This is a genomic window from Thermoanaerobacter mathranii subsp. mathranii str. A3 (assembly GCF_000092965.1).
GTDB lineage: Bacteria > Bacillota > Thermoanaerobacteria > Thermoanaerobacterales > Thermoanaerobacteraceae > Thermoanaerobacter > Thermoanaerobacter thermocopriae.
The window spans coordinates 1,792,675-1,812,377 of the sequence record NC_014209.1 but is presented as its reverse complement, the minus strand read 5'-3'; the positions used below and the strand labels follow the sequence as shown (position 1 = coordinate 1,812,377).

19 protein-coding genes and 1 pseudogene are annotated in these 19,703 nt (G+C 33.8%); 14 read left to right on the top strand and 6 right to left on the bottom strand.

Annotation, left to right across the window (positions count from 1 at the left end):
* Positions 1-401: 401 nt before the first annotated feature.
* Together TMATH_RS09010 and TMATH_RS09005 are read right to left on the bottom strand one after the other, a co-directional pair.
* Complete coding sequence (locus tag TMATH_RS09010) at positions 402-758, bottom strand: nucleotidyltransferase domain-containing protein (protein ID WP_013150722.1); 357 nt, start codon at positions 756-758, stop codon at positions 402-404.
* Between the two features lie 48 nt (positions 759-806).
* On the bottom strand, positions 807-1,379 hold the full coding sequence (locus TMATH_RS09005) for a Uma2 family endonuclease (RefSeq protein ID WP_013150721.1): 573 nt from the start codon (positions 1,377-1,379) through the stop codon (positions 807-809).
* Positions 1,380-1,719: 340 nt separating this feature from the next.
* Between TMATH_RS09005 and hisZ the strand changes: the two genes are divergently transcribed.
* The 9 genes from hisZ to hisIE all read left to right on the top strand — a co-directional run bounded on the left by hisZ (position 1,720) and on the right by hisIE (position 9,241).
* Positions 1,720-2,862 (top strand): ATP phosphoribosyltransferase regulatory subunit, encoded by a 1,143-nt coding sequence (hisZ, locus tag TMATH_RS09000; protein ID WP_013150720.1) that lies wholly within the window; start codon positions 1,720-1,722, stop codon positions 2,860-2,862.
* A 1-nt stretch (position 2,863) separates the two neighbouring features.
* The gene (gene hisG / locus TMATH_RS08995) at positions 2,864-3,502 is read left to right on the top strand and encodes an ATP phosphoribosyltransferase (protein ID WP_013150719.1); all 639 of its coding nucleotides are present in this window, start codon (positions 2,864-2,866) and stop codon (positions 3,500-3,502) included.
* A gap of 1 nt (position 3,503) precedes the next feature.
* Positions 3,504-4,787 carry a histidinol dehydrogenase gene (gene hisD, locus TMATH_RS08990; RefSeq protein WP_013150718.1) on the top strand — a complete coding sequence of 428 codons (1,284 nt, stop codon included), beginning with the start codon at positions 3,504-3,506 and terminating at the stop codon, positions 4,785-4,787.
* A 1-nt stretch (position 4,788) separates the two neighbouring features.
* Positions 4,789-5,844 (top strand): histidinol-phosphate transaminase, encoded by a 1,056-nt coding sequence (gene hisC / locus TMATH_RS08985; protein WP_013150717.1) that lies wholly within the window; start codon positions 4,789-4,791, stop codon positions 5,842-5,844.
* Positions 5,841-6,425, top strand: a complete 585-nt coding sequence (gene hisB, locus TMATH_RS08980; protein WP_013150716.1) for an imidazoleglycerol-phosphate dehydratase HisB — start codon at positions 5,841-5,843, stop codon at positions 6,423-6,425. The genes hisC and hisB overlap by 4 nt, the downstream gene beginning before the upstream one ends.
* A 62-nt stretch (positions 6,426-6,487) precedes the next feature.
* Positions 6,488-7,099: an imidazole glycerol phosphate synthase subunit HisH gene (gene hisH / locus TMATH_RS08975; RefSeq protein WP_013150715.1), complete on the top strand. Its 612-nt coding sequence runs from the start codon at positions 6,488-6,490 to the stop codon at positions 7,097-7,099.
* A complete protein-coding gene (gene hisA / locus TMATH_RS08970) occupies positions 7,090-7,797 on the top strand; it encodes a 1-(5-phosphoribosyl)-5-[(5-phosphoribosylamino)methylideneamino]imidazole-4-carboxamide isomerase (RefSeq protein ID WP_013150714.1) in 708 nt (235 codons plus the stop codon). Before hisH ends, hisA begins: the two co-directional genes overlap by 10 nt.
* Positions 7,798-8,559: an imidazole glycerol phosphate synthase subunit HisF gene (gene hisF, locus TMATH_RS08965; RefSeq protein WP_013150713.1), complete on the top strand. Its 762-nt coding sequence runs from the start codon at positions 7,798-7,800 to the stop codon at positions 8,557-8,559.
* Positions 8,560-8,581: 22 nt separating this feature from the next.
* Positions 8,582-9,241, top strand: a complete 660-nt coding sequence (hisIE, locus tag TMATH_RS08960; RefSeq protein ID WP_013150712.1) for a bifunctional phosphoribosyl-AMP cyclohydrolase/phosphoribosyl-ATP diphosphatase HisIE — start codon at positions 8,582-8,584, stop codon at positions 9,239-9,241.
* 31 nt (positions 9,242-9,272) lie between these two features.
* Here hisIE and TMATH_RS08955 read toward each other — a convergent pair whose 3' ends face one another.
* From TMATH_RS08955 to TMATH_RS08940, 4 genes and pseudogenes are all read right to left on the bottom strand, one after another.
* The gene (locus tag TMATH_RS08955; protein ID WP_013150711.1) at positions 9,273-10,514 is read right to left on the bottom strand and encodes a serine hydroxymethyltransferase; all 1,242 of its coding nucleotides are present in this window, start codon (positions 10,512-10,514) and stop codon (positions 9,273-9,275) included.
* 159 nt (positions 10,515-10,673) lie between these two features.
* A pseudogene (locus TMATH_RS08950) lies at positions 10,674-12,078 on the bottom strand (ISLre2 family transposase).
* A gap of 336 nt (positions 12,079-12,414) precedes the next feature.
* A complete protein-coding gene (locus TMATH_RS08945) occupies positions 12,415-13,350 on the bottom strand; it encodes a dipeptidase (protein WP_013150710.1) in 936 nt (311 codons plus the stop codon).
* 164 nt (positions 13,351-13,514) lie between these two features.
* Positions 13,515-14,441 (bottom strand): Na/Pi cotransporter family protein, encoded by a 927-nt coding sequence (locus tag TMATH_RS08940; protein ID WP_013150709.1) that lies wholly within the window; start codon positions 14,439-14,441, stop codon positions 13,515-13,517.
* A gap of 127 nt (positions 14,442-14,568) precedes the next feature.
* On the opposite strand from TMATH_RS08940, the gene TMATH_RS08935 reads away from it, so the two are divergent.
* The 5 genes from TMATH_RS08935 to TMATH_RS08915 all read left to right on the top strand — a co-directional run bounded on the left by TMATH_RS08935 (position 14,569) and on the right by TMATH_RS08915 (position 19,662).
* Positions 14,569-16,899 (top strand): sugar phosphate nucleotidyltransferase, encoded by a 2,331-nt coding sequence (locus TMATH_RS08935; RefSeq protein ID WP_013150708.1) that lies wholly within the window; start codon positions 14,569-14,571, stop codon positions 16,897-16,899.
* A 109-nt stretch (positions 16,900-17,008) separates the two neighbouring features.
* Positions 17,009-17,287: a hypothetical protein gene (locus tag TMATH_RS08930; protein WP_012269050.1), complete on the top strand. Its 279-nt coding sequence runs from the start codon at positions 17,009-17,011 to the stop codon at positions 17,285-17,287.
* Positions 17,284-17,844, top strand: coding sequence for a CRISPR-associated protein Cas4 (cas4, locus tag TMATH_RS08925; protein ID WP_013150707.1), 561 nt, complete (start codon positions 17,284-17,286; stop codon positions 17,842-17,844). The genes TMATH_RS08930 and cas4 overlap by 4 nt, the downstream gene beginning before the upstream one ends.
* A 71-nt stretch (positions 17,845-17,915) precedes the next feature.
* The gene (pdaA, locus tag TMATH_RS08920) at positions 17,916-18,797 is read left to right on the top strand and encodes a delta-lactam-biosynthetic de-N-acetylase (RefSeq protein ID WP_013150706.1); all 882 of its coding nucleotides are present in this window, start codon (positions 17,916-17,918) and stop codon (positions 18,795-18,797) included.
* A gap of 295 nt (positions 18,798-19,092) precedes the next feature.
* Positions 19,093-19,662, top strand: a complete 570-nt coding sequence (locus TMATH_RS08915; protein ID WP_013150705.1) for a glycerol-3-phosphate responsive antiterminator — start codon at positions 19,093-19,095, stop codon at positions 19,660-19,662.
* The last annotated feature ends 41 nt before the right edge of the window (positions 19,663-19,703 follow it).

The following is a 19,703-nucleotide window of genomic DNA, read 5'->3' as shown; positions in this document are numbered from 1 at the left end:
CTCAGACTGATGACAAACTTTCGTAAAGTAGATATTTTACATAAGTTGCGACTTGTGACAAAGCGCTAACAAAGCTTAGCAAGACTGAGGATGGAGGCGGGGCCGAAGCCAAGGAGGGCGGAGGCGGGCACTTGAGACAGGACGTCGAATGTGCCCGGTACCCCGCCGCAATCCGAAAGTCGCGCTTTAGCTTTGTCGCTTTGGAACTTCGGAGCAACGATGTAAAATATCTACTTTTAAATAATTTTTTAACTTTGTCAACAAACTGAAGGCAGAAACTGTAAGTTTCTGCCTTAGATATTGTTCACAATGACCTTCTATCTTACCCATCAATTTGTTCTAATACAAAATCTCTAATTTTTTAAGCTTAATAATCGCTATCTGCGTATTCTAACCACTGTTTATACTCTGCTTGCCCGTTTGTCATATAATACAACACCTTTCTTCAACACTTCTTCTGTATAAAATAAATGTCCACTTTCAATAAAATTTTTTTCTTCTTCAGGAGTATAAGCTAAAAAGTCTACTGGTATCTCTGGATTAGTAATTTGAGCCAGGTACAATAATCTATCTATAAACTTTAAATCCGTATTCATTATTACGACTAAGTCAATATCGCTCCATTCCTTGGCAGTACCATTAGCCATTGACCCGAAAAGTATTATCCTCTCTGGATTGCACTTTTCAATAATAATATTCGTTATCCTCTTTAGCTCATCTTCTAAGGAATACTTTAATAATTCAGTAGCTTCTATCATAAAAAACACCTCTTTTTGTCAATAAAAAGGTTTATAATCAGTTTCTATTCATATTAGTACTGTTTTTAAATCAATCACAAGATCTTCAAAAATAGAAACTTTAACTTTATCATCTTGTGTATATATGTCGGGTCGTCCATATCTTTCATTATTTTGTAAAATAAACACACTTAGGATTTTGTTTTCGGGTTCTACTATCCAATATTCTTTCACACCATACTTTTCATACAAGTTAAACTTGTGGAATTTATCTTTCTGTGCTGTTGGAGTCGAAATAATTTCGATTATCAAATCAGGAGCTCCCATACATCCCTTTTCATCAAGCTTGGATTCATCACACACAACAACTATATCAGGCTGAACTACAGTTTTTATATTTTCCTCGTCTTTCTCATTTCCGTCAGGAAACCTTACATCAAAAGGTGCCATATATACTTCACACGATTTATCTTTGAGATAATCAAAGAATTGGTAGAAAAGCTGTCCCAAGATCCTTTGATGAGTTCTTGAAGGGGAAGTCATCAAGTAAATTTGGCCATCAATCAGTTCTATTCTTTCATTTTCTGGCCACGCTATATAATCTGCATAAGTATATATTTTATTTTCTTTTGGCAATGACATATTTAGCACCTTCTTTCAAATTGGATTAAAAGCTTTTATTCCTCTTATGTAAATTGCCAGAAATCCATACCTTTTTCATCTAACAGTAAATATACTATTCATATTTAACTCCTTTTTATACTTAATTATACCACAAACAACCTTGAGTTTTCTTCAAATAATGTAAAATTTCACTTTTTTGATTTTGCGCGTGGATTTACAATGCAAGCAGGATAATATTCAGTACGTTTCTGCCTATTTGTCTATGCTTGACATACATTAAAAATTAGGATACAATAAAAGAAGTACAGTTTATTACTTTATCACGTTACAAAGACAGAGTAAATTGCGGGGTGTTTTAATGATATATTTGCCTGATGGTGTACAAGATTTTTTACCAGAAGAATATAAGTTTAAGCGCAAAATAGAAGAAAAGTTTAGAGAGGTTTTTATAAAATTTGGCTATCAAGAGATAATGCCTCCTACTTTTGAATATAGCGATAATTTTTCTGTTTTGTTTGATGAAAACAATTTGTACAGATTTTTTGATAAAAAGGGAAATATATTAGCTTTAAGGCCAGATGTGACTACTCAAATAGCGAGAATTGTCTCTACAAAGTTAAAAGGTAGTTTTCCACTTAAGTTATGCTATGTCGCTAATGTTTATCGCTATGATGACCCACAGGTAGGAAAAATGAGAGAGTTTACTCAGGCAGGGATTGAACTTATAGGTACAAATCATGAAGAATCTGATGCAGAGATAATTGCAGTTGCGATAGAGGCTTTAAAAAGTGTTGGAATAGAGGACTTTAAAGTGGACGTGGGACAGGTGGAATTTTTTAAAAGAGTAGTGGAAGATTTAGAACTACAAAATGAAGAAATAAACCTTTTAAGAGAGTTTTTGCAACAGAAAAATCAATCTTCGATAGAAGAATTCATAAAAGACAAAGGAATTAGGGGCAAAAAAGCAGAGTTTTTAAGTGAACTTCCTCTTTTGTTTGGTGGCGAAGAAGTGCTTAAAAGAGCAAAAGAGCTTTACGATACTCCTAAACTGGGTGAAACGATAGATTACCTTGAAAGGGTATATAAAATATTAAAAGATTTTGGTATGGAAGAGTATATAAGTTTTGACTTAGGAATGGTGCAAAATCTTAATTATTATACTGGTATCATATTCAGGTGTTTTGTTAAAGGAATTGGTTATGCTATATGTACCGGAGGAAGGTATGATGGCCTTTTAGGGATTTTCGGAGAGCACATTCCAGCGACAGGTTTTGCTATAAGTGTGGAAAGGTCAATGCTGGCACTTCAAAAACAGAAAAAAGATATTGTTGATAAATCCTGGAGAGTCTTAATAAAATACAAGGAAAACTTAAGAAGTAATGCTTACAAGAAAGCCACTTTGTTAAGAGATGAGGGAAAAATTGTAGAGATGTATAGCTATGAAAAAGCGAAGCATGTTGATGAAAATAGCTTTGACGAAATTATAGATATGGGGGAATAACATGGAAATCTTGATTGCACTGCCAAAAGGCAGAATGGCGGATAGTGCTATAACTTTGTTTGAAAAGGCAGGAATTGCTGAGAATATTTTAAGAGATATTTCTCGAAAGCTTGTTGTTAATGACCATAAAAATTTAATGAAGTTTATGTTAGTAAAGCCAATGGATGTGCCAACATATGTGGAACACGGGGCAGCTGATTTGGGGATTTGCGGAAAAGACATTCTCTTAGAGCAAAAGAAAGATTGCTATGAAGTTTTAGATTTAAAATTTGGTTTTTGCAAAATGGTGGTTGCGGGGCCTAAAGAGGCAAAGGACAGTTTTCTTACTAATAAAAGAGTTGCAACAAAGTTTCCCAATATTGCAGAAGAATTTTTCAGACAAAAGGGAGAAAATGTAGAAATAATTAAGCTGAATGGTTCTGTGGAGCTTGCTCCTATCGTGGGGTTGTCAGAGGTAATTGTAGACATTGTAGAGACAGGCAATACTTTGAGAGAAAATGGTCTGATAGTCATTGAAGAAATTTTTTCTTCCAGTGCGAGATTGATAGTGAATAAAGCCAGTCTTAAAACAAAAAGCCAGAGAATAAAAGAGATAATTATAAAATTAAAAGAGGTTGTGGAAAGTTTTAAGGAGGTTTGAAATGATTGAGATATTTGATTTTCGAAAGGGAATTGACAATGGCATTTTGCAAAAGCTTCACAACAGAAGTAAATTAGAGAATAAAGAAATAGCAAAAAAAGTGGAAGAAATAATTTCAAACGTAGGAGAGAGAAAAGACCAGGCTTTGTTTGAGTATACTTACATGTTTGACGGAATAAATCTTGACAAAAGTACTGTAAAAGTTACGAAAGAGGAAATAAAAAATGCTTATAAAGAAGTTGAAGGAGAATTTTTAAAAGCGATTGACAAAGCTATCAAAAACATAACAGAATTTCATGAAAAGCAAAAACAGTCTACATGGATGGATTTTAAAGAAGGTATAGTTTATGGGCAGATAATAAGACCTCTTTCTCAAGTTGGAATTTATGTGCCGGGGGGAACCGCTTCTTATCCTTCTTCAGTTTTGATGAATGGAATACCTGCAAAGGTGGCTGGTGTAGAGAAAATAGTGATGGTTTCTCCAGCTGGTAAGAAGGGAATAAACCCTTATGTGTTAGTGGCTGCAGATAGGATAGGAATAGAGGATATATATAAAGTTGGCGGTGCACAGGCTATTGCAGCCTTGGCCTTTGGTACAGAGTCAATACCTAAGGTTGATAAAATAGTTGGCCCGGGAAATATTTTTGTCGCAATGGCTAAAAGAGCTCTTTATGGATATGTAGATATTGATATGGTGGCAGGGCCCAGTGAAGTTTTGGTAATAGCTGACGAAACTGCTAATCCTAAATATGTGGCGGCGGACCTGCTGTCACAGGCGGAACACGATGTAATGGCATCTTCAATACTTGTCACAACATCTTTGGAGGTTGCGCAACAAGTAAAAATAGAAATTGAAAGGCAAATGGAATATCTTGAAAGGAAAGAAATAATTGAAAAGTCTTTAAAAAATTTTGGCGCGATAATTGTTGTAAATAATTTAAAAGAAGCAATTGGTATTGCAAACGACATAGCTCCGGAGCATTTAGAGCTTAACATTTCCAATGCCTTTGAAATAATTGGTGAAATCAAGAATGCAGGAGCAGTCTTTGTGGGAGAATATTCTCCAGAACCCTTAGGGGACTACCTTGCTGGTCCTAACCATGTGCTTCCTACCAGTGGAACAGCAAGGTTTTTCTCGCCTCTTTCTGTGACGGACTTTATCAAAAAGATGAATATTCTCTATTATTCTAAGGATTCTTTAGAAGAGGTAAAAAAGGATGTAATCACTTTTGCAAATTCAGAAGGGCTTACCGCTCATGCTAATTCTATAAAAGTGAGGTTTTAAAATGATTGAGAATTTGGTGAGAGAAGAAATTAAAGGATTCAAAAATTATGAAGTCCATAGTGTACCTTATAAGTATAAAATGGACGCAAACGAAACGCCTTTTGAACTTCCTGAAGAAGTAATAAAAAATATTCAAGAGATTGTAAAATCTTCTCAAGTAAATATCTATCCTGACCCTACTGCCGAAAAATTAAGAGAGGAATTAGCTTCCTATTGTGGAGTAGCGCCTACAAACGTATTTGTGGGAAATGGCTCGGATGAGATAATCCACCTTATTATGCTGGCTTTCATAAACAAAGGCGATGTGGTAATATATCCTTATCCTTCTTTTGCGATGTACAGTGTATACAGCAAAATTGCGGGAGCCGTTGAAATACCTGTAAAATTAAAGGAAGATTATACTTATGATGTGGGGAGATTTACGGAAGTTATAGAAAAATATCAGCCTAAATTAGTGTTTTTGTGCAATCCTAATAATCCAACAGGAAGTGTTATAGAAAGAGAAGATGTAATGAAAATGATAAAAAAAAGCCATGGAATTGTAGTTGTTGACGAAGCTTATTTTGAGTTTTATGGTAATACAATTGTAGATGTTATAAATGAATTTGAAAACTTGATTGTTTTAAGGACTTTATCTAAAGCTTTTGGACTTGCCGGTTTGAGAGTGGGATATGCTGTGGCTAACGAGAATATTTTAAAGTATTTAAACCTTGTGAAGTCACCTTATAACATTAACTCTTTATCTCAGGTAATAGCTTTGAAGGTTTTAAGGACTGGTGTTTTAAAAGAAAGAGTTAACTTTATTTTAAAAGAAAGAGAGCGTTTAATAAAAGAATTAACTAAAATTCCTGGCATTAAAGTTTATCCCTCAAAAACGAATTTTATATTGGTAAAATTTAAAGATGCAGATTATGTGTACCAGGGGCTTTTGGAAAGAGGAATTTTGGTGAGAGATTTTTCAAAGGTAGAAGGGCTTGAAGGAGCTTTAAGGATAACGGTGAGTAGTTGCGAGGCTAATGATTATTTAATAAATGGATTAAAGGAGTTATTGCTATGAGGAAGGCGGAAGTTAAAAGAAAAACTAAAGAGACGGATATATACGTTGAGCTTAATATTGACGGAAAAGGAAATTATGACATAGCTACAGGAATAGGTTTTTTTGACCACATGCTTTCTTTATTTGCTAAGCATGGACTTTTTGATTTAAAGGTAGTGGCAAAGGGAGATCTAGAGGTAGATGCTCATCATACTGTTGAAGACGTAGGCATTGTATTGGGCAATACTTTTTTAAAAGCTTCTGGAGATAAAAAATCTATTAAGAGGTTTAGTACTTTTTATGTACCCATGGACGAAGCCTTAGTGAGAGTTTCTGTAGACATAAGTGGAAGGCCTTTTTTATACTGTGATTTGCCTTTAAAAGCTGAAAGAGTTGGAAATTTTGAAACGGAAAATGTGGAGGAATTTTTGAGAGCCTTTGCTTACAACTTTGGCATTACACTGCATGTGGAGCTTTTGCACGGCAGTAACAGTCATCACATTATAGAGGCAACTTTTAAAGCGCTAGGGAGAGCTCTTGATGAGGCATTGCGAATAGATGAAAGGGTAGAAGGGATACCTTCTACTAAAGGGATTTTATAAAGATACAGTTTAAGCGAGAATTGCATATATTTTATACGTAACTTAAGTGAGGCGGTGAAAAATTGATAGGGATTATTGATTATGGAATGGGAAATTTAAGAAGTGTAGAAAAAGCGTTTGAATACGTAGGCTATGAGGCAAAAATTATAAAAGATGTAGACTCGGTGAAAGAGGCTCATGCATTAGTTCTTCCTGGAGTGGGAGCTTTTCCTGATGCGATGGATACTCTCATTAAAACAGGCATGTTTGAAGAGATAAAAAGACAAATCGACAAAGGTAAGTTGTTTCTTGGGATATGTTTAGGGATGCAGCTTTTATTTGAAAAGGGTTTTGAGATAGAAGAAACTGAGGGCTTTAAGATTTTTAAAGGGCAAGTAATAGAACTTCCAAAGCATAAAAAAATTCCTCACATGGGATGGAATAGTCTTGAAATAAGAAGAGAAACTCCACTTTTTAAAGGAGTGGAGAATGGAGATTATGCGTATTTTGTTCATTCTTATTATGTAGCCAACAATGAAGAGAAATATGTGTATGCAGTGACTGATTATGGTGTTCAGATTCCTGCAGTTATAATTAAAGACAATGTTTTTTCTTGTCAATTCCATCCTGAGAAGAGCGGAAAAGTGGGACTTAAAATTTTAAAAAATTTTGGAGAGATGGCAAAATGGTTTTAATACCTGCAATTGATATTATGGAAGGAAAATGTGTAAGGCTTACAAAAGGAGATTTTAATACCAAAGAGGTTTATTATGAAAATCCCGTTGACGTAGCTAAAATGTGGGAGGAATTAGGAGCAAAGAGAATTCATGTGGTAGATTTAGATGGTGCAAAACGAGGCCATTTGGTAAATGGTGATATCATCGAACAGATTATAAAAAGTTGTAAAGCCGAGATAGAAGTAGGTGGAGGAATAAGGAATAGAGAAACTATCGATTATCTTTTTTCTGCAGGTGTTAAGTATGTAATTTTAGGTTCAGCGGCAATATATGACAACGACCTTCTTCTTTATTCCCTTTCCAATTATGGAGAAAGGACGATAGTAGGTATAGATTCAAAGAATGGGGAAGTTGCCGTAAGTGGATGGCTTGAAAAGACTAAAATGAAAGATATTGAGTTAGCTGAAAAAATGAAGGAAATAGGAGTAAAAACGATAATTTTCACCGATATTTCTAAAGATGGTACTCTTAATGGACCAAATTTTAAAGCTTTAGAAAATATTTTAAAAACAGGTGTTCAAGTGATAGCATCAGGGGGAATATCCTCAATGGAGGATTTAAAAACCCTCAAAAACATGGGGGTAGTTGGTGCTATAATTGGAAAAGCTCTTTATACTGGCAAAATAAACTTTAAGACTGCTTTGGAGGTAATATAAATGCTTGCAAAAAGAATAATTCCTTGTTTAGATGTGAAAGACGGCAGGGTAGTTAAGGGAGTTAACTTTTTAAATTTAAAAGATGCGGGAGACCCTGTCCGGATAGCATCAGAGTACAATGAATTAGGAGCAGATGAGCTTGTATTCTTGGACATTACTGCTTCTTATGAAAAACGAAAAATAATGATAGAAGTTGTAAAAAGGACTTCTGAAAAAGTATTTATTCCTTTAACTGTTGGTGGTGGAATTTCAGACCTTGACGATATAAGGGACATTCTAAGAGCAGGGGCTGATAAGGTTTCAATAAATACTCAAGCTGTGAAACAACCAACCCTTATTCGTCAGGCCGCTGTGCGTTTTGGAAGCCAATGTGTGGTCGTGGCAATTGATGCCAAGAGGCGAAGTGATGGCTCAGGATTTGATGTGTATATAAACGGCGGAAGGGTAAACACAGGACTTGATGCTGTTGAGTGGGCTAAAAAAGTAGAGTCTTTAGGAGCAGGAGAAATACTTCTTACAAGTATGGACAAAGACGGTACTAAAGATGGGTATGATATAGAGCTTACACAGAGGATAAGCGAGGCTGTAAATATTCCTGTTATAGCTTCTGGAGGTGCAGGAAAGAAAGAGCATTTTAAAGAGGTTTTTACTGAAGGCAAAGCTGATGCTGCGTTAGCGGCTTCTGTGTTTCATTACAGGGAGTTGGAAATAAAAGAAGTTAAAAAATATTTAAAAGAAGAGGGTATACCGGTGAGAATTTAAATTTATCGAAAGGATGTAGAGAATGATTGATATAGAGAAATTAAAATTTGATGAAAAAGGACTTATTCCGACGATTGTGCAAGACTACAACACAAAACAAGTATTAATGTTGGCTTATATGAATGAGGAAAGTTTAAAATTAAGCTTGGAAAAGGGAGAAACATATTTTTTCAGCAGAAGTAGGAAGGAAATTTGGCATAAAGGGGAAACTTCAGGTAATACCCAAAAGATAAAAAACATATTTTATGACTGCGATGGGGATGCTTTGCTAATAGAGGTGGAGCCAAAAGGGCCGGCATGCCATACAGGGAATGTAAGCTGTTTTTATAGGAGCTTTTTAGGTGAAGTTAAAAATTATGACATGGAAATACTTAAAAAGCTATATGAACGGGTAAAAGATAGAAAGACAAACCCGGTAGAAGGGTCTTATACTAATTATTTGTTTGAAAAAGGCATAGATAAGATTTTAAAGAAAATTGGCGAAGAAACTACGGAAGTAGTGATAGCTTCCAAAAATGACTCCAGAGAAGAGATAGTGTATGAGGTTTCAGATTTACTTTATCATTTAATAGTTTTGTTAGTTGATAAAGGGATAAAGCTTGAGGATGTATACGGTGAGCTTGGCAGAAGATATTATAAGCCAAAGGAATTTAAAGAAGAACATAAAGAGAAAGAGAAATAGGGAAAGTCGGTAAAAGACTTTCCCTATTTCTTTATATGAGGTCCTCATAAAGAGGGTATTTTTTGAGAAGATTTGCTACTCTCTCTTTTGCTTTTTCTTTATAGTTTTCATCCCTTATTACATTGACTATAATGTCCGCTATTTCTACCATATCTTCAGGTTTCATTCCCCTTGTTGTGACAGCGGGAGTTCCCAGTCTCACACCAGAAGTGACATTTGGCCCTAATGGGTCAAAGGGTATAGCATTTTTGTTGCAAGTTATGTTTACTTCATCTAATCTTGTTTCTAACTCTTTGCCTGTTATTCCTGTGTTTCTTAAATCCAACAACATCAAGTGATTATCAGTTCCACCCGACACTAAGTTTATTCCTCTTTCCATTAAAGCATTTGCTAAGGCTTTTGCATTTTCTACAATTCTTTTTTGATATTCTTTAAATTCATCGGTGAGAGCTTCTTTAAAACAAACGGCTTTTGCTGCTATTATATGCATTAAAGGGCCACCTTGTGTTCCCGGAAAGAGTGCTTTGTCTATTGCTTTTGCGTATTCTTCTTTGCAAAGAATAGCTCCCCCTCTTGGGCCTCTTAAAGTCTTATGGGTGGTAGTTGTAACGACATCTGCATAAGGAACAGGATTGGGGTGAAGACCTGCTGCTACAAGACCTGCTATGTGAGCCATGTCTACCATTAGGTAAGCTCCAACGCTGTCCGCAATTTCTCTAAATCTTTTAAAATCGATTATCCTTGGGTAAGCGCTAGCACCGGCAACAATCAATTTGGGTTTGTGCTTTTTTGCAAGTCTTTCTACTTCATCATAGTCTATATATCCTGTATCTTCTCTTACTCCGTAATATATAAAATTATAGATTTGGCCTGAAAAATTGACTTTACTTCCATGAGTGAGGTGCCCTCCATGGGCTAAATCCATTCCCAGTACAGTATCTCCTGGTTTTATAAGAGCAAAATAGGCAGCCATGTTTGCCTGTGCTCCTGAATGAGGTTGTACATTTGCGTGTTCAGCACCAAAAAGTTTTTTGAGTCTTTCTCTTGCCAATTCTTCAGCTACATCCACATATTCGCAACCACCGTAATACCTTTTAGCTGGATATCCTTCTGCGTATTTATTGGTAAGTGGCGACCCCATTGCTTCCATTACAGCTTTACTTACAAAATTTTCAGAAGCTATAAGCTCTATTTTATTTCTTTGTCTTGCAAGTTCCTTTTCAATTACCTCCGCAATTTCTGGATCAGTTTTTCTTATTATTTCAATATCCATGACTTTACCCCCTATGTTTCATTTATACTTCTATTATAAATTTTTTGTATACTATATTCAATAACAAATCATTCTTCAGATAGTGTCAAGATACTGTAGGATTTTTTTAAGACAACCCCTGTAACTTACTTAATTCAGGGCTTCGTCTTATCATGTTTTTTATATGACTTGTGCATATTTTATTGCTCTTAAAATCCTGTATATTGGCGTTACTTTGCCTATATTCAAAACCGTAATATTATTTATCTTTTCATTTGTAGACGTTTTAATTCTTCTTACCGCCTCTTTTATTTGCTTCTTCGTTAATTTGTAACTTCCTTCATTTATATTCTTTCTCTTACCCCATTCTACTTCTCTTAAGTCTCCTCCATTCTTGCTGAATACCCTTAATTTCGCCATTAACTTTAATCCTTCTCTACTCCATCCCAATGGATTCCTGCTTAGTCTTACTGAAAATACATGGCTTATATGCCCTTCTGCACTGCACCCTATTACATCTTTGTCTTTGTTGTATATCTCTATCCCTTCCCAATTGTTTAGTATGTATTTCCTTGCTTCTTTTATCTTCTCTTTCTCCCTCTCTTCCTTTGTTACCTTTATTAATTCATTAAATACCTTCTTTACTCCTTCTTTATCCCCTTCATTTATTGCTCTCCATATCTTATCTCTATACTTTGGCTCTTTTGATGTGGCTTTTAATACGTATTTGTTTAAATGATATCTGTCTAACACAAACCTTGATTTTACTATCCATTCTAATCCCTCTTTTATCCACGGTGCTCCATCTCCTGCTATGTATATCTTCTCTATCTTCTCTTCTTTGTAGTTTTCTTCTATGTAATTTGCTACATCTATCCATATGTCTTCTGCTTTCTCTCCTACGTATGCCTTGTAATGCACATTTCTTAGTACATTTCTACCATTTTTCTCTTCTTTACCTTCATGTATGTATATCAATCGCGGTGTTTCATTGCTGCCATCTTGCAAAGGGCACATGGTCTTCATCTGCTTCTATGTATAATACCCTTACTTCTTTCTTCTCTTTTATTTCTCTTTTTACTTCTACTTCTCCTATTTCCCTTATTGCGTTTAATACTGTCTGTTTACTTAACTCCTCTGGACATGCTTTTTTACTGCTTCTTTCATATGATTCTTCTATTGCGTTCTCTACTAACTTTATTTTTACACCTTTTTCTATCCTATCGTGCCGCCCTATCTCTAATGCATCATCCACCAAATATGTATATCTTCCATCCTCTCTGGATTTGTAATATGTCCTCTCATATTCTATATCCCCAAGGATTGTGGTTAATCTCTTTTTATCTTTCCTCTCTACTACCCATTTTTCTTTCCTTCTCTTGTCTTCTTTTATTATCTTATCTAACTCTTCAATAATTGCTTCTATTGCCTCTCTACCTAGTTTGTCCGTTAGTTCCTTTATCCTTGCTGCAAGCTCTGTAATATTCATTCCTTTGTTTAATAAATCACTAAAAATTTCTATCACTTCTCTAGTGAAATTTAGAGCATTTTGTAGTATAATATCTTCAAAGATATGTTTGTTCACAAGAGACACCCCTTTCTGTGTTGTTTTGTTTTCCATAATCTATTTTATCACAGGGGTTGTCTCTTGTTTTTTTTTACTCAAAAAATCCTACGATAATTTTACACTATGCATTCTTCATAGTTTAGCTTAGTAAAAATTTAATACAAATTTTAAAATTAACGATATTTTACTTTTAAAATTTGGTTATAAATATAGGATAAGCTCTCTTATCAAAAAAATTTTTTATAAGGTCTTGATTTTTTTGAAAAAGGACTGTATAATGTATACTTGGTCAAAACAATGACTCCCCCTTTAACATATGCAAGCCCGTGGAGTATTCCAGGGCTCTTTTTGTTTTTATATTAGAATTTTTTTGATAAGATTTTCAAAATTTTTGTGAGTAATTTTAGCAATCTGTTCTTGGGTGTATCCTCTTTTTATTAGTCCTTCTAAAATTGCGGGGAAATAGGATATGTCCTTTAATCCTTCAGGGGTACTCTCAATTCCGTCAAAGTCAGAACCAAATCCTACATAATCTTCCCCTACTAATTCGCATATATAATCTATATGATTTAAAACATCTTCTAATGTAGCTTGACCTTCATCTCTTAAAAATTGTGGAGCAAAATTTATTCCAATTACACCACCTTTTTGAGCTATTGCTTTTATTTGCTCATCTGTCAAGTTTCTTCTGTGGGAACATAGGGCTTTAGCATTAGAATGAGAAGCTATAATTGGTTTCTCACTAAGTTCTACTACATCCCAAAATCCTTTTTCATTAAGATGAGACACATCTACAATCATTCCTAGGCGATTCATTTCTTTTACAACTTCTCTGCCAAAAGAGGTAAGCCCTGCTTCTTTAACACCGTCTACTCCGTCTCCTAAATCGTTTCTTAAACTCCAAGTTAAAGTCAGAGCTCTTACCCCTAATTTGTAAAACATCCTAAGAAGAGAAGTTTCACCTTCTAAAGCTTCACCGCCTTCTATAGAAAGCAATGCTCCAATTTTTCCTTCTTCTTTTGCTTTCTCTATATCCTCTCCTTTTAATATTAATCTAAATTCTTCTATTTCTTCGATTATTTTATGCATTTTGTCAACCATCTTTAAAGCCATTGTAGCAGCATTTTTCCTCGTCTGTGTTGGGTCTACAAATACAGCAAAAACCTGTAGGTGAACTTTGCCTTCTTTCATCCTTTGTAAATCCACATGACCTTCTTTTGACCTTTCAGTGAAATCTATTTTTTTATCCACTAAACGATAAAGAGTATCACAGTGAAAATCTACAAACATATTCATCCTTCCCCCTTTTTATTTTTTCTTCATAGTATGATTTTACCACAACAAAATATTTGCCTCGATTTCTAAGCAAAAAAATAGAGGTTCTAATCTTTTTTGCAATGTTACCACCTTAAAAATAACTTTATTAATAAGATTCCTATTATTAATTGAATTTTTTATTTATTTACTAGTTTGTCTATCAAAGCAAAAAGTTGTTTAAGAAAAGGAACTATTAAAACTGCAGAAAAAAGATTAAAAAATGTGTGGGCGTTTGCTACCTGCCTTGAAGGATTATAAGGGGAAACGAATTTCAAAAACTCTGTGAAAAAATTTGTAAAAGGTAAAAAAAGTATAGTGCCCACTATGTTAAAAAAAATATTAAAGAGAGCTATTTTTTTCCCTTCTTTGTTAGTAGAAAAACTCAAGATTATGGCTTCTGAACAAGTTCCAATATTTAAGCCATATATTATTGGCAATGCTTGAGATAAGGTTATTAGTTGGGAGGATACCAAAACCTGCAGTGTTGCAATACCTACATTACTTGATTGGAGAATTAACGCCGTGATTATTCCCACAACAATTCCCCACAACGGATTTGAAAAATTAGCGTTTATAAGATCAAAGTTAGAATTTTTTTTAAGAGGTATGGTAGCCAGCTCCATTGTTTTAAGTCCATAAAGCACCAATCCAAATCCAAGCAAGACTCTTCCTACAATTTTTAGTTTGTCTCCATAATTTTGGAAATGCAATAGAGAACCTATAAAAACTAAGTAAGGAGCTATTTTAAACAGATTAAAGGCGTAAAGTTGCACCGCAATAGTAGTTCCAATGTTAGAACCTATGATTATACCTGCTGCGCTTTTAAGATTTAAAAGTTCTGCTCCTGCCATTGTTATTGCTATTACAGCTACCATGCTACTGCTTTGAACAATTAATGTTATTACAAAACCTATTATTATTGATTTTAATAGGTTGCTTGCAAATTTGTTAATAATTTGGGAAATTTTCTGCTGTGAGAAGGCCTTTAATCCTTTTGTTAAAGTAAATATTCCCCAAATAAAAACTCCTATTCCTGCTACAAAGTATGTTAAGGAGATTACCATTTTTACTCCCCCGCAAAGTCCCTTTCTTATTTCAATTTTATGTGGATAATGTCGTAAAATGAATAATTTTTCATTAAATAAAAACACTAACAACTAGAGGCTAATAATATTTTTTAGGGGTGGTTGGATGAAAGGGATAATCATGGCGGGTGGAGAAGGAAGTAGGTTAAGGCCTTTAACAACCGATATACCTAAACCTATGGTACCTGTTGCAAATAAACCTGCGATAAAACACATAGTGGAGCACTTACACAAATATGGAATTAAAGAATTAGCTGTTACTCTTTTTTACTTGCCGCAAAAGATTAAAAAATATTTAGAAGAAGAATATGGTAATGAGATAAAATTTTATATAGAGGATAAACCGTTAGGGACGGCAGGCAGTGTCAAAAATGCTAGAGACTTTCTAAATGATACTTTTATTGTTATGAGTGGAGATGTAATTACTGATGTTAATATAAAAGAAGCTTATGAGTTTCACAGAAAGAGAGGGGCAAAAGTTACTCTCATTTTGACACGGGTAGATGTGCCGCTAGAATACGGTGTTGTGATTGTGGATGAGCAAGGCAAAATAAAAAAATTTTTAGAGAAACCTTCTTGGGGAGAAGTGTTTAGCGATACAGTAAATACGGGTATATACATAATCGAACCAGAAATATTGGAGTTTATACCTCAAGATAAGCCTTTTGATTTTAGTAAAGATTTATTTCCTATGTTATTGAAAAACGATATTCCTCTTTATGGTTATGTTACAGGAGGATATTGGTGTGACATTGGAAATACTAATCAATACATTACTAGTCATTTGGATATTTTAGAAGGAAGAGTAGATTTAGGATATAAAGATAAGTTATTGAAAGAGGGAAAAGTAATAGGTAAAAATGTTATAATTTCTCCTGAGGCTAAAATAATTCCCCCTGTGATTGTGGGTGACAATACAATAATTGAAGCTAATGCTGTTGTAGGGCCTAGCGCAATAATTGGTAAAAATAACCATATAAAACAAGGGAGCAGTTTAAAAAATGCCGTATTATGGGATGAAATAATTATAGATAAAAATTGCGAATTAAGGGGTTGTGTAATTTGCAATAGGGTGAGAATTGGCAATAATGTCAGAATTTTTGAGAATAGTGTAATAGGAGAGGGGTGCAAAATAAAACCCTTTGCTGAAATAAAGCCAGAGGTAAAAATATGGCCCTATAAAATAATAGACGAAGGCTCTGTGATCACAAAAGATGTAGTGTGGGGGAATGGAAGGAAGCCTTTGACTTTTGGATATAGGGGAATTAAAGGGGCTTTCAATGAAGACATTACTTCCCAGATTGCAGTTGAAATTGGAGAGGTTTTTGGAAATATAATAAATAGCAGTGTGTTGGTAGGACATGATGGGGATGTTGTATCTCAGTTTATAAGCGATTTAATAAGTTTCGGACTTGTGTCTGGTGGTTGTGAGGTATTAAAAGCCAATAATACTCTTTTACCCACTTTAAGATATGGAATTAAGAAAAATGAGTGTGGAGGAGGAATATATGTAGAGGAAGAAGGAGGGAGCTTAAGGATTTTGTTTCTCGATAAAGATGGATGTGATATTGATAGAAATTTAGAAAAGAAAATAGAGAACAAGTTGAGAGTACATGATATTAATCGCGTGGATGGGAGAGACTTAAAACCTATAAGAGAAGTTGATATAAATAACGATTATATTAACTCTCTTTTTGAAAGAAAAACTGCTTATAAAAGTTTTAAAATTAAACCTTACGATAAAAAGACAGAACTGCTATTAGAAACAGTAGGTAAAAATGAGTTCTTAATAGTGCAAGAACCTTATGACATAGGGGTACTTTTTTATAAAAATGGGGAAAAAATTAAGCTCTATGATGAAAAAGGAAGGGAATTTGATGAGGATGAACTCAATTACTTAAGAATGTTAATCGCGAAAGAGCAAGGAGCCAAAAGTTTTGTGCTTCCTTTCGATAGTTCCAAATACTTGACAGAATTTGCAAAGGAGTTTTCTATTGATACTGTAAGCAGTAAAATTTCTCATAAAGAAAGAATGAAAACAATAGTGTCGAAGGAAGGTGTAGAAAAAGACTTACAGATTAATTTGGAATTTGACGGTTTTAGTTTTTTACTAGACCTTTTAGAATATTTACAACATACTTCTAAAAAACTGTCCTCTATTAAAGACAGTTTTCCGTTAAGATATAGAATATCCAAAAGTATAAGATGCGATTGGAAAGATAAAGGGAAAATAATAAGAAGGCTTTTTGAAAAAGCCGATGGAGGAACGGAGTTTTTAGATGGCTTAAAATTTAATAAAGAAGATTCATGGGTGTTAGTAGTTCCAGATTATGAATTACCTGCTTGTAATATTTATATAGAAGCTCCTACAAAAGAAAGAGCTGAAGAGCTATTTTCACTGTATGAAAAAGAAATTAAAAGTATTGTACAAAAGTAAAATTTTGTTTAAAGTTTACGAGATGACTACAGTTTGAAGCGGGTTTTACCCCCGTTTTTTTATATGGTATAATAAGGGCATGAAAAATTTCTCTTGAAGGTGTTTTATTATGAAAAAAGAGGGTAAATATATTTCCGCTACAGAGATAAATCAATTTCTTTATTGCCCTTATCAGTGGTATTATATAAAAAAATATGGATTTGAATATATCAATGGTTTGAGAGAACCAAAAGAGCAAGACTTGCAATTTAGTAACTTTAAGAAAGGGATAGAATATCATGAAAAATATTACAAGGATATTGTGAAAGTGCGATATAAAAAATATGCAATTATTTTTGGAATTATAGCTATTTTATTAATAATTGCAATTATGAGGGTTTTAAAATGATTCTCAATATAATTTTTTTATTTTTCACCATATATTTACTTGTTCAGTCAATTATCGAACAAAGGCCTTATTATAAAAAAATGAAAAGAAGCATAGGATTTCGAGGTGGCAAAATAATATACATAGATAAGCCGCAAGAAGTGAAGAAAAAAGGAGTAATATATGGAAAATTATTAAAATCAGATAAATATGGTTTATCGGGAAAACCAGATTATATTTACCAATTAGGAGAAGAATTGATACCAATAGAATTAAAAAGCAGTCAAGCAGAGGATTCACCTTATTATAAAGATGTTATGCAGCTAGTTGCGTATTTTTTGATAATAGAAGATGTATACCAAAAAAGGGTAAAAAGAGGGCGAGTAGTTTATAAAAATTCAATGTTTGAAGTGTATAATAGACGATCGCTAAGAAGAGAGCTTTTTAATATATTAAAGCAAATGAAAAAAATGCAAGAAGGTAATTATTTGCCTGAAGTAAATCCTTCGTATGCTTTATGTAAATTTTGCCCCTGTAAAGAAACTGTTTGCGAAATATACAAAAATACTTCCAAATAAATACAGAATATTGCGTTTATATAGAGAAAAAATAAAAAAGAAATATAGAAAAATTGAAGTGAGGTATGGCTATGGTAAGAAAATTATTCTTTATCTTAATAGGAATTTTTCTGTGCTTTTCGATTGTCTCTTGTGGAATAGCTAAAAAAGACATTACAAAAGCAGAAAGAAATGAAGCTTTACAAAAGCCTTTAGAGAAACCTAAAGAAAAAGTATCTAATACAGTTAACAAGACGGTTTATACTAACACAGAAAATTTGGACAACACTTTATATGGTTGGGGAGTAAGAGTGTTGCCAAATCATCAAACTCCAGAAATAACTCCTAAGGCGATGGAGCTTATAAAAAAATACGACGCTATTTTTGTAGGTGACACGACAAAAAAGGTAGTTTATTTGACTTTTGATGAAGGATATGAAGCTGGTTATACTCCTAAGATACTAGATATACTCAAAGAAAACAATGTAAAAGCAGCTTTTTTTGTAACTGGACCTTATGTAAAGGAACATGCTGATTTGGTTAAAAGAATGGTGGAGGAAGGACATATAGTTGGCAATCACACTGTCAATCATCCAAGTTTGCCTACTTTGTCTGATGAAAAAGTAAAAGAGGAAATAACTAAATTGGGGGATATGTTTAAAGAGCTAACGGGGAAAAAGATGAAATATTTTAGACCTCCCAAAGGAGAATATAGTGAAAGGACTCTTTATCTTACTAAGTCTTTAGGATACAGGACTGTTTTTTGGAGCCTTGCTATGGCTGATTGGCAGCCACTTCCTGGAGGTCCAGAAGAAAGCTATAATACTGTTATAAGAAGACTTCATCCAGGGGCGGTAATACTTCTTCATGCAGTTTCAAAGGACAATGTTATTGCTCTTGATAGAATAATTAAGAGCGTTAAATCTGAAGGATACGAATTCAAGACTTTAGACGATATACCATCAAAGATGTAAAATAGGTTTTTCGATATAGCTTTTTCTATATCGCAAAAATAAAATTTATACTTTTTCTCAGTAAGTTTAGAAATATTCATAGTATACCAACTTGAAAATTTCGATTGCAGGGTTTTTTTGTAGCAACAAAAATCAAGATACAAAGAGAATGTTAATTAAATAACATTTTGGTACTAATTATCATATTTAAAATTGGCCTTTGATATTTAGTACCAAATAGTTATTTTTTTTATTTATTTTACTGAAAAGGTTTTTGGCATATTACTTGCAAGAGAAATAGGTGGGGGTTATAAAAATGGAAGAAAAAATTCTTGATGCAATAAAAGATTTTCCAATAATAGCTGCAGTACGAGATGTAAAGGATTTAAATGCAGCTCTTTCTTCAAATGCACAAGTCATATTTTTACTTACAGGCGATATAATGAATATTTCTGAAATAGTTCAAGAGGTTAAAAAATACGGAAAAATCGTTTTTGTACATTTTGATTTGATAGAGGGGTTGGGGAAGGATAACAAAGCACTAGAATATTTAGCTGAGAAGGTGAAACCCCATGGTATAATTTCTACCCGCAATAATATCTTAATCCATACTAAACAATTCAATTTCTTTAGCATCCAGAGGCTTTTCCTTTTGGATTCCCAGGCATTAAAAACAGGGCTTACTACAGCAAAGCAAATAGAACCAGATTCAATCGAGATACTTCCTGGTATAATGCCATCAGTAATAAAAGAAATTTCATTAGAAGTGCGAAAACCTCTCATTGCGGGAGGTTTAGTCAGGACAAAAGAGGAGGTTATAAATGCACTTAAATCTGGCGCCATTGCTGTATCAACAAGCGAAAAAAGTCTGTGGTTTATAGAATGAAAGGAGGGATAGTTTTAACATATTGCATAATTATTTTAAAA

Coding starts and splice junctions, on each gene's coding strand:
- TMATH_RS09010 (WP_013150722.1), bottom strand. CDS start 758: ATGATAGAAGCTACTGAATTATTAAAGTATTCCTTAGAAGATGAGCTA.
- TMATH_RS09005 (WP_013150721.1), bottom strand. CDS start 1,379: ATGTCATTGCCAAAAGAAAATAAAATATATACTTATGCAGATTATATA.
- hisZ (WP_013150720.1), top strand. CDS start 1,720: ATGATATATTTGCCTGATGGTGTACAAGATTTTTTACCAGAAGAATAT.
- hisG (WP_013150719.1), top strand. CDS start 2,864: ATGGAAATCTTGATTGCACTGCCAAAAGGCAGAATGGCGGATAGTGCT.
- hisD (WP_013150718.1), top strand. CDS start 3,504: ATGATTGAGATATTTGATTTTCGAAAGGGAATTGACAATGGCATTTTG.
- hisC (WP_013150717.1), top strand. CDS start 4,789: ATGATTGAGAATTTGGTGAGAGAAGAAATTAAAGGATTCAAAAATTAT.
- hisB (WP_013150716.1), top strand. CDS start 5,841: ATGAGGAAGGCGGAAGTTAAAAGAAAAACTAAAGAGACGGATATATAC.
- hisA (WP_013150714.1), top strand. CDS start 7,090: ATGGTTTTAATACCTGCAATTGATATTATGGAAGGAAAATGTGTAAGG.
- hisF (WP_013150713.1), top strand. CDS start 7,798: ATGCTTGCAAAAAGAATAATTCCTTGTTTAGATGTGAAAGACGGCAGG.
- hisIE (WP_013150712.1), top strand. CDS start 8,582: ATGATTGATATAGAGAAATTAAAATTTGATGAAAAAGGACTTATTCCG.
- TMATH_RS08955 (WP_013150711.1), bottom strand. CDS start 10,514: ATGGATATTGAAATAATAAGAAAAACTGATCCAGAAATTGCGGAGGTA.
- TMATH_RS08945 (WP_013150710.1), bottom strand. CDS start 13,350: ATGTTTGTAGATTTTCACTGTGATACTCTTTATCGTTTAGTGGATAAA.
- TMATH_RS08940 (WP_013150709.1), bottom strand. CDS start 14,441: ATGGTAATCTCCTTAACATACTTTGTAGCAGGAATAGGAGTTTTTATT.
- TMATH_RS08935 (WP_013150708.1), top strand. CDS start 14,569: ATGAAAGGGATAATCATGGCGGGTGGAGAAGGAAGTAGGTTAAGGCCT.
- TMATH_RS08930 (WP_012269050.1), top strand. CDS start 17,009: ATGAAAAAAGAGGGTAAATATATTTCCGCTACAGAGATAAATCAATTT.
- cas4 (WP_013150707.1), top strand. CDS start 17,284: ATGATTCTCAATATAATTTTTTTATTTTTCACCATATATTTACTTGTT.
- pdaA (WP_013150706.1), top strand. CDS start 17,916: ATGGTAAGAAAATTATTCTTTATCTTAATAGGAATTTTTCTGTGCTTT.
- TMATH_RS08915 (WP_013150705.1), top strand. CDS start 19,093: ATGGAAGAAAAAATTCTTGATGCAATAAAAGATTTTCCAATAATAGCT.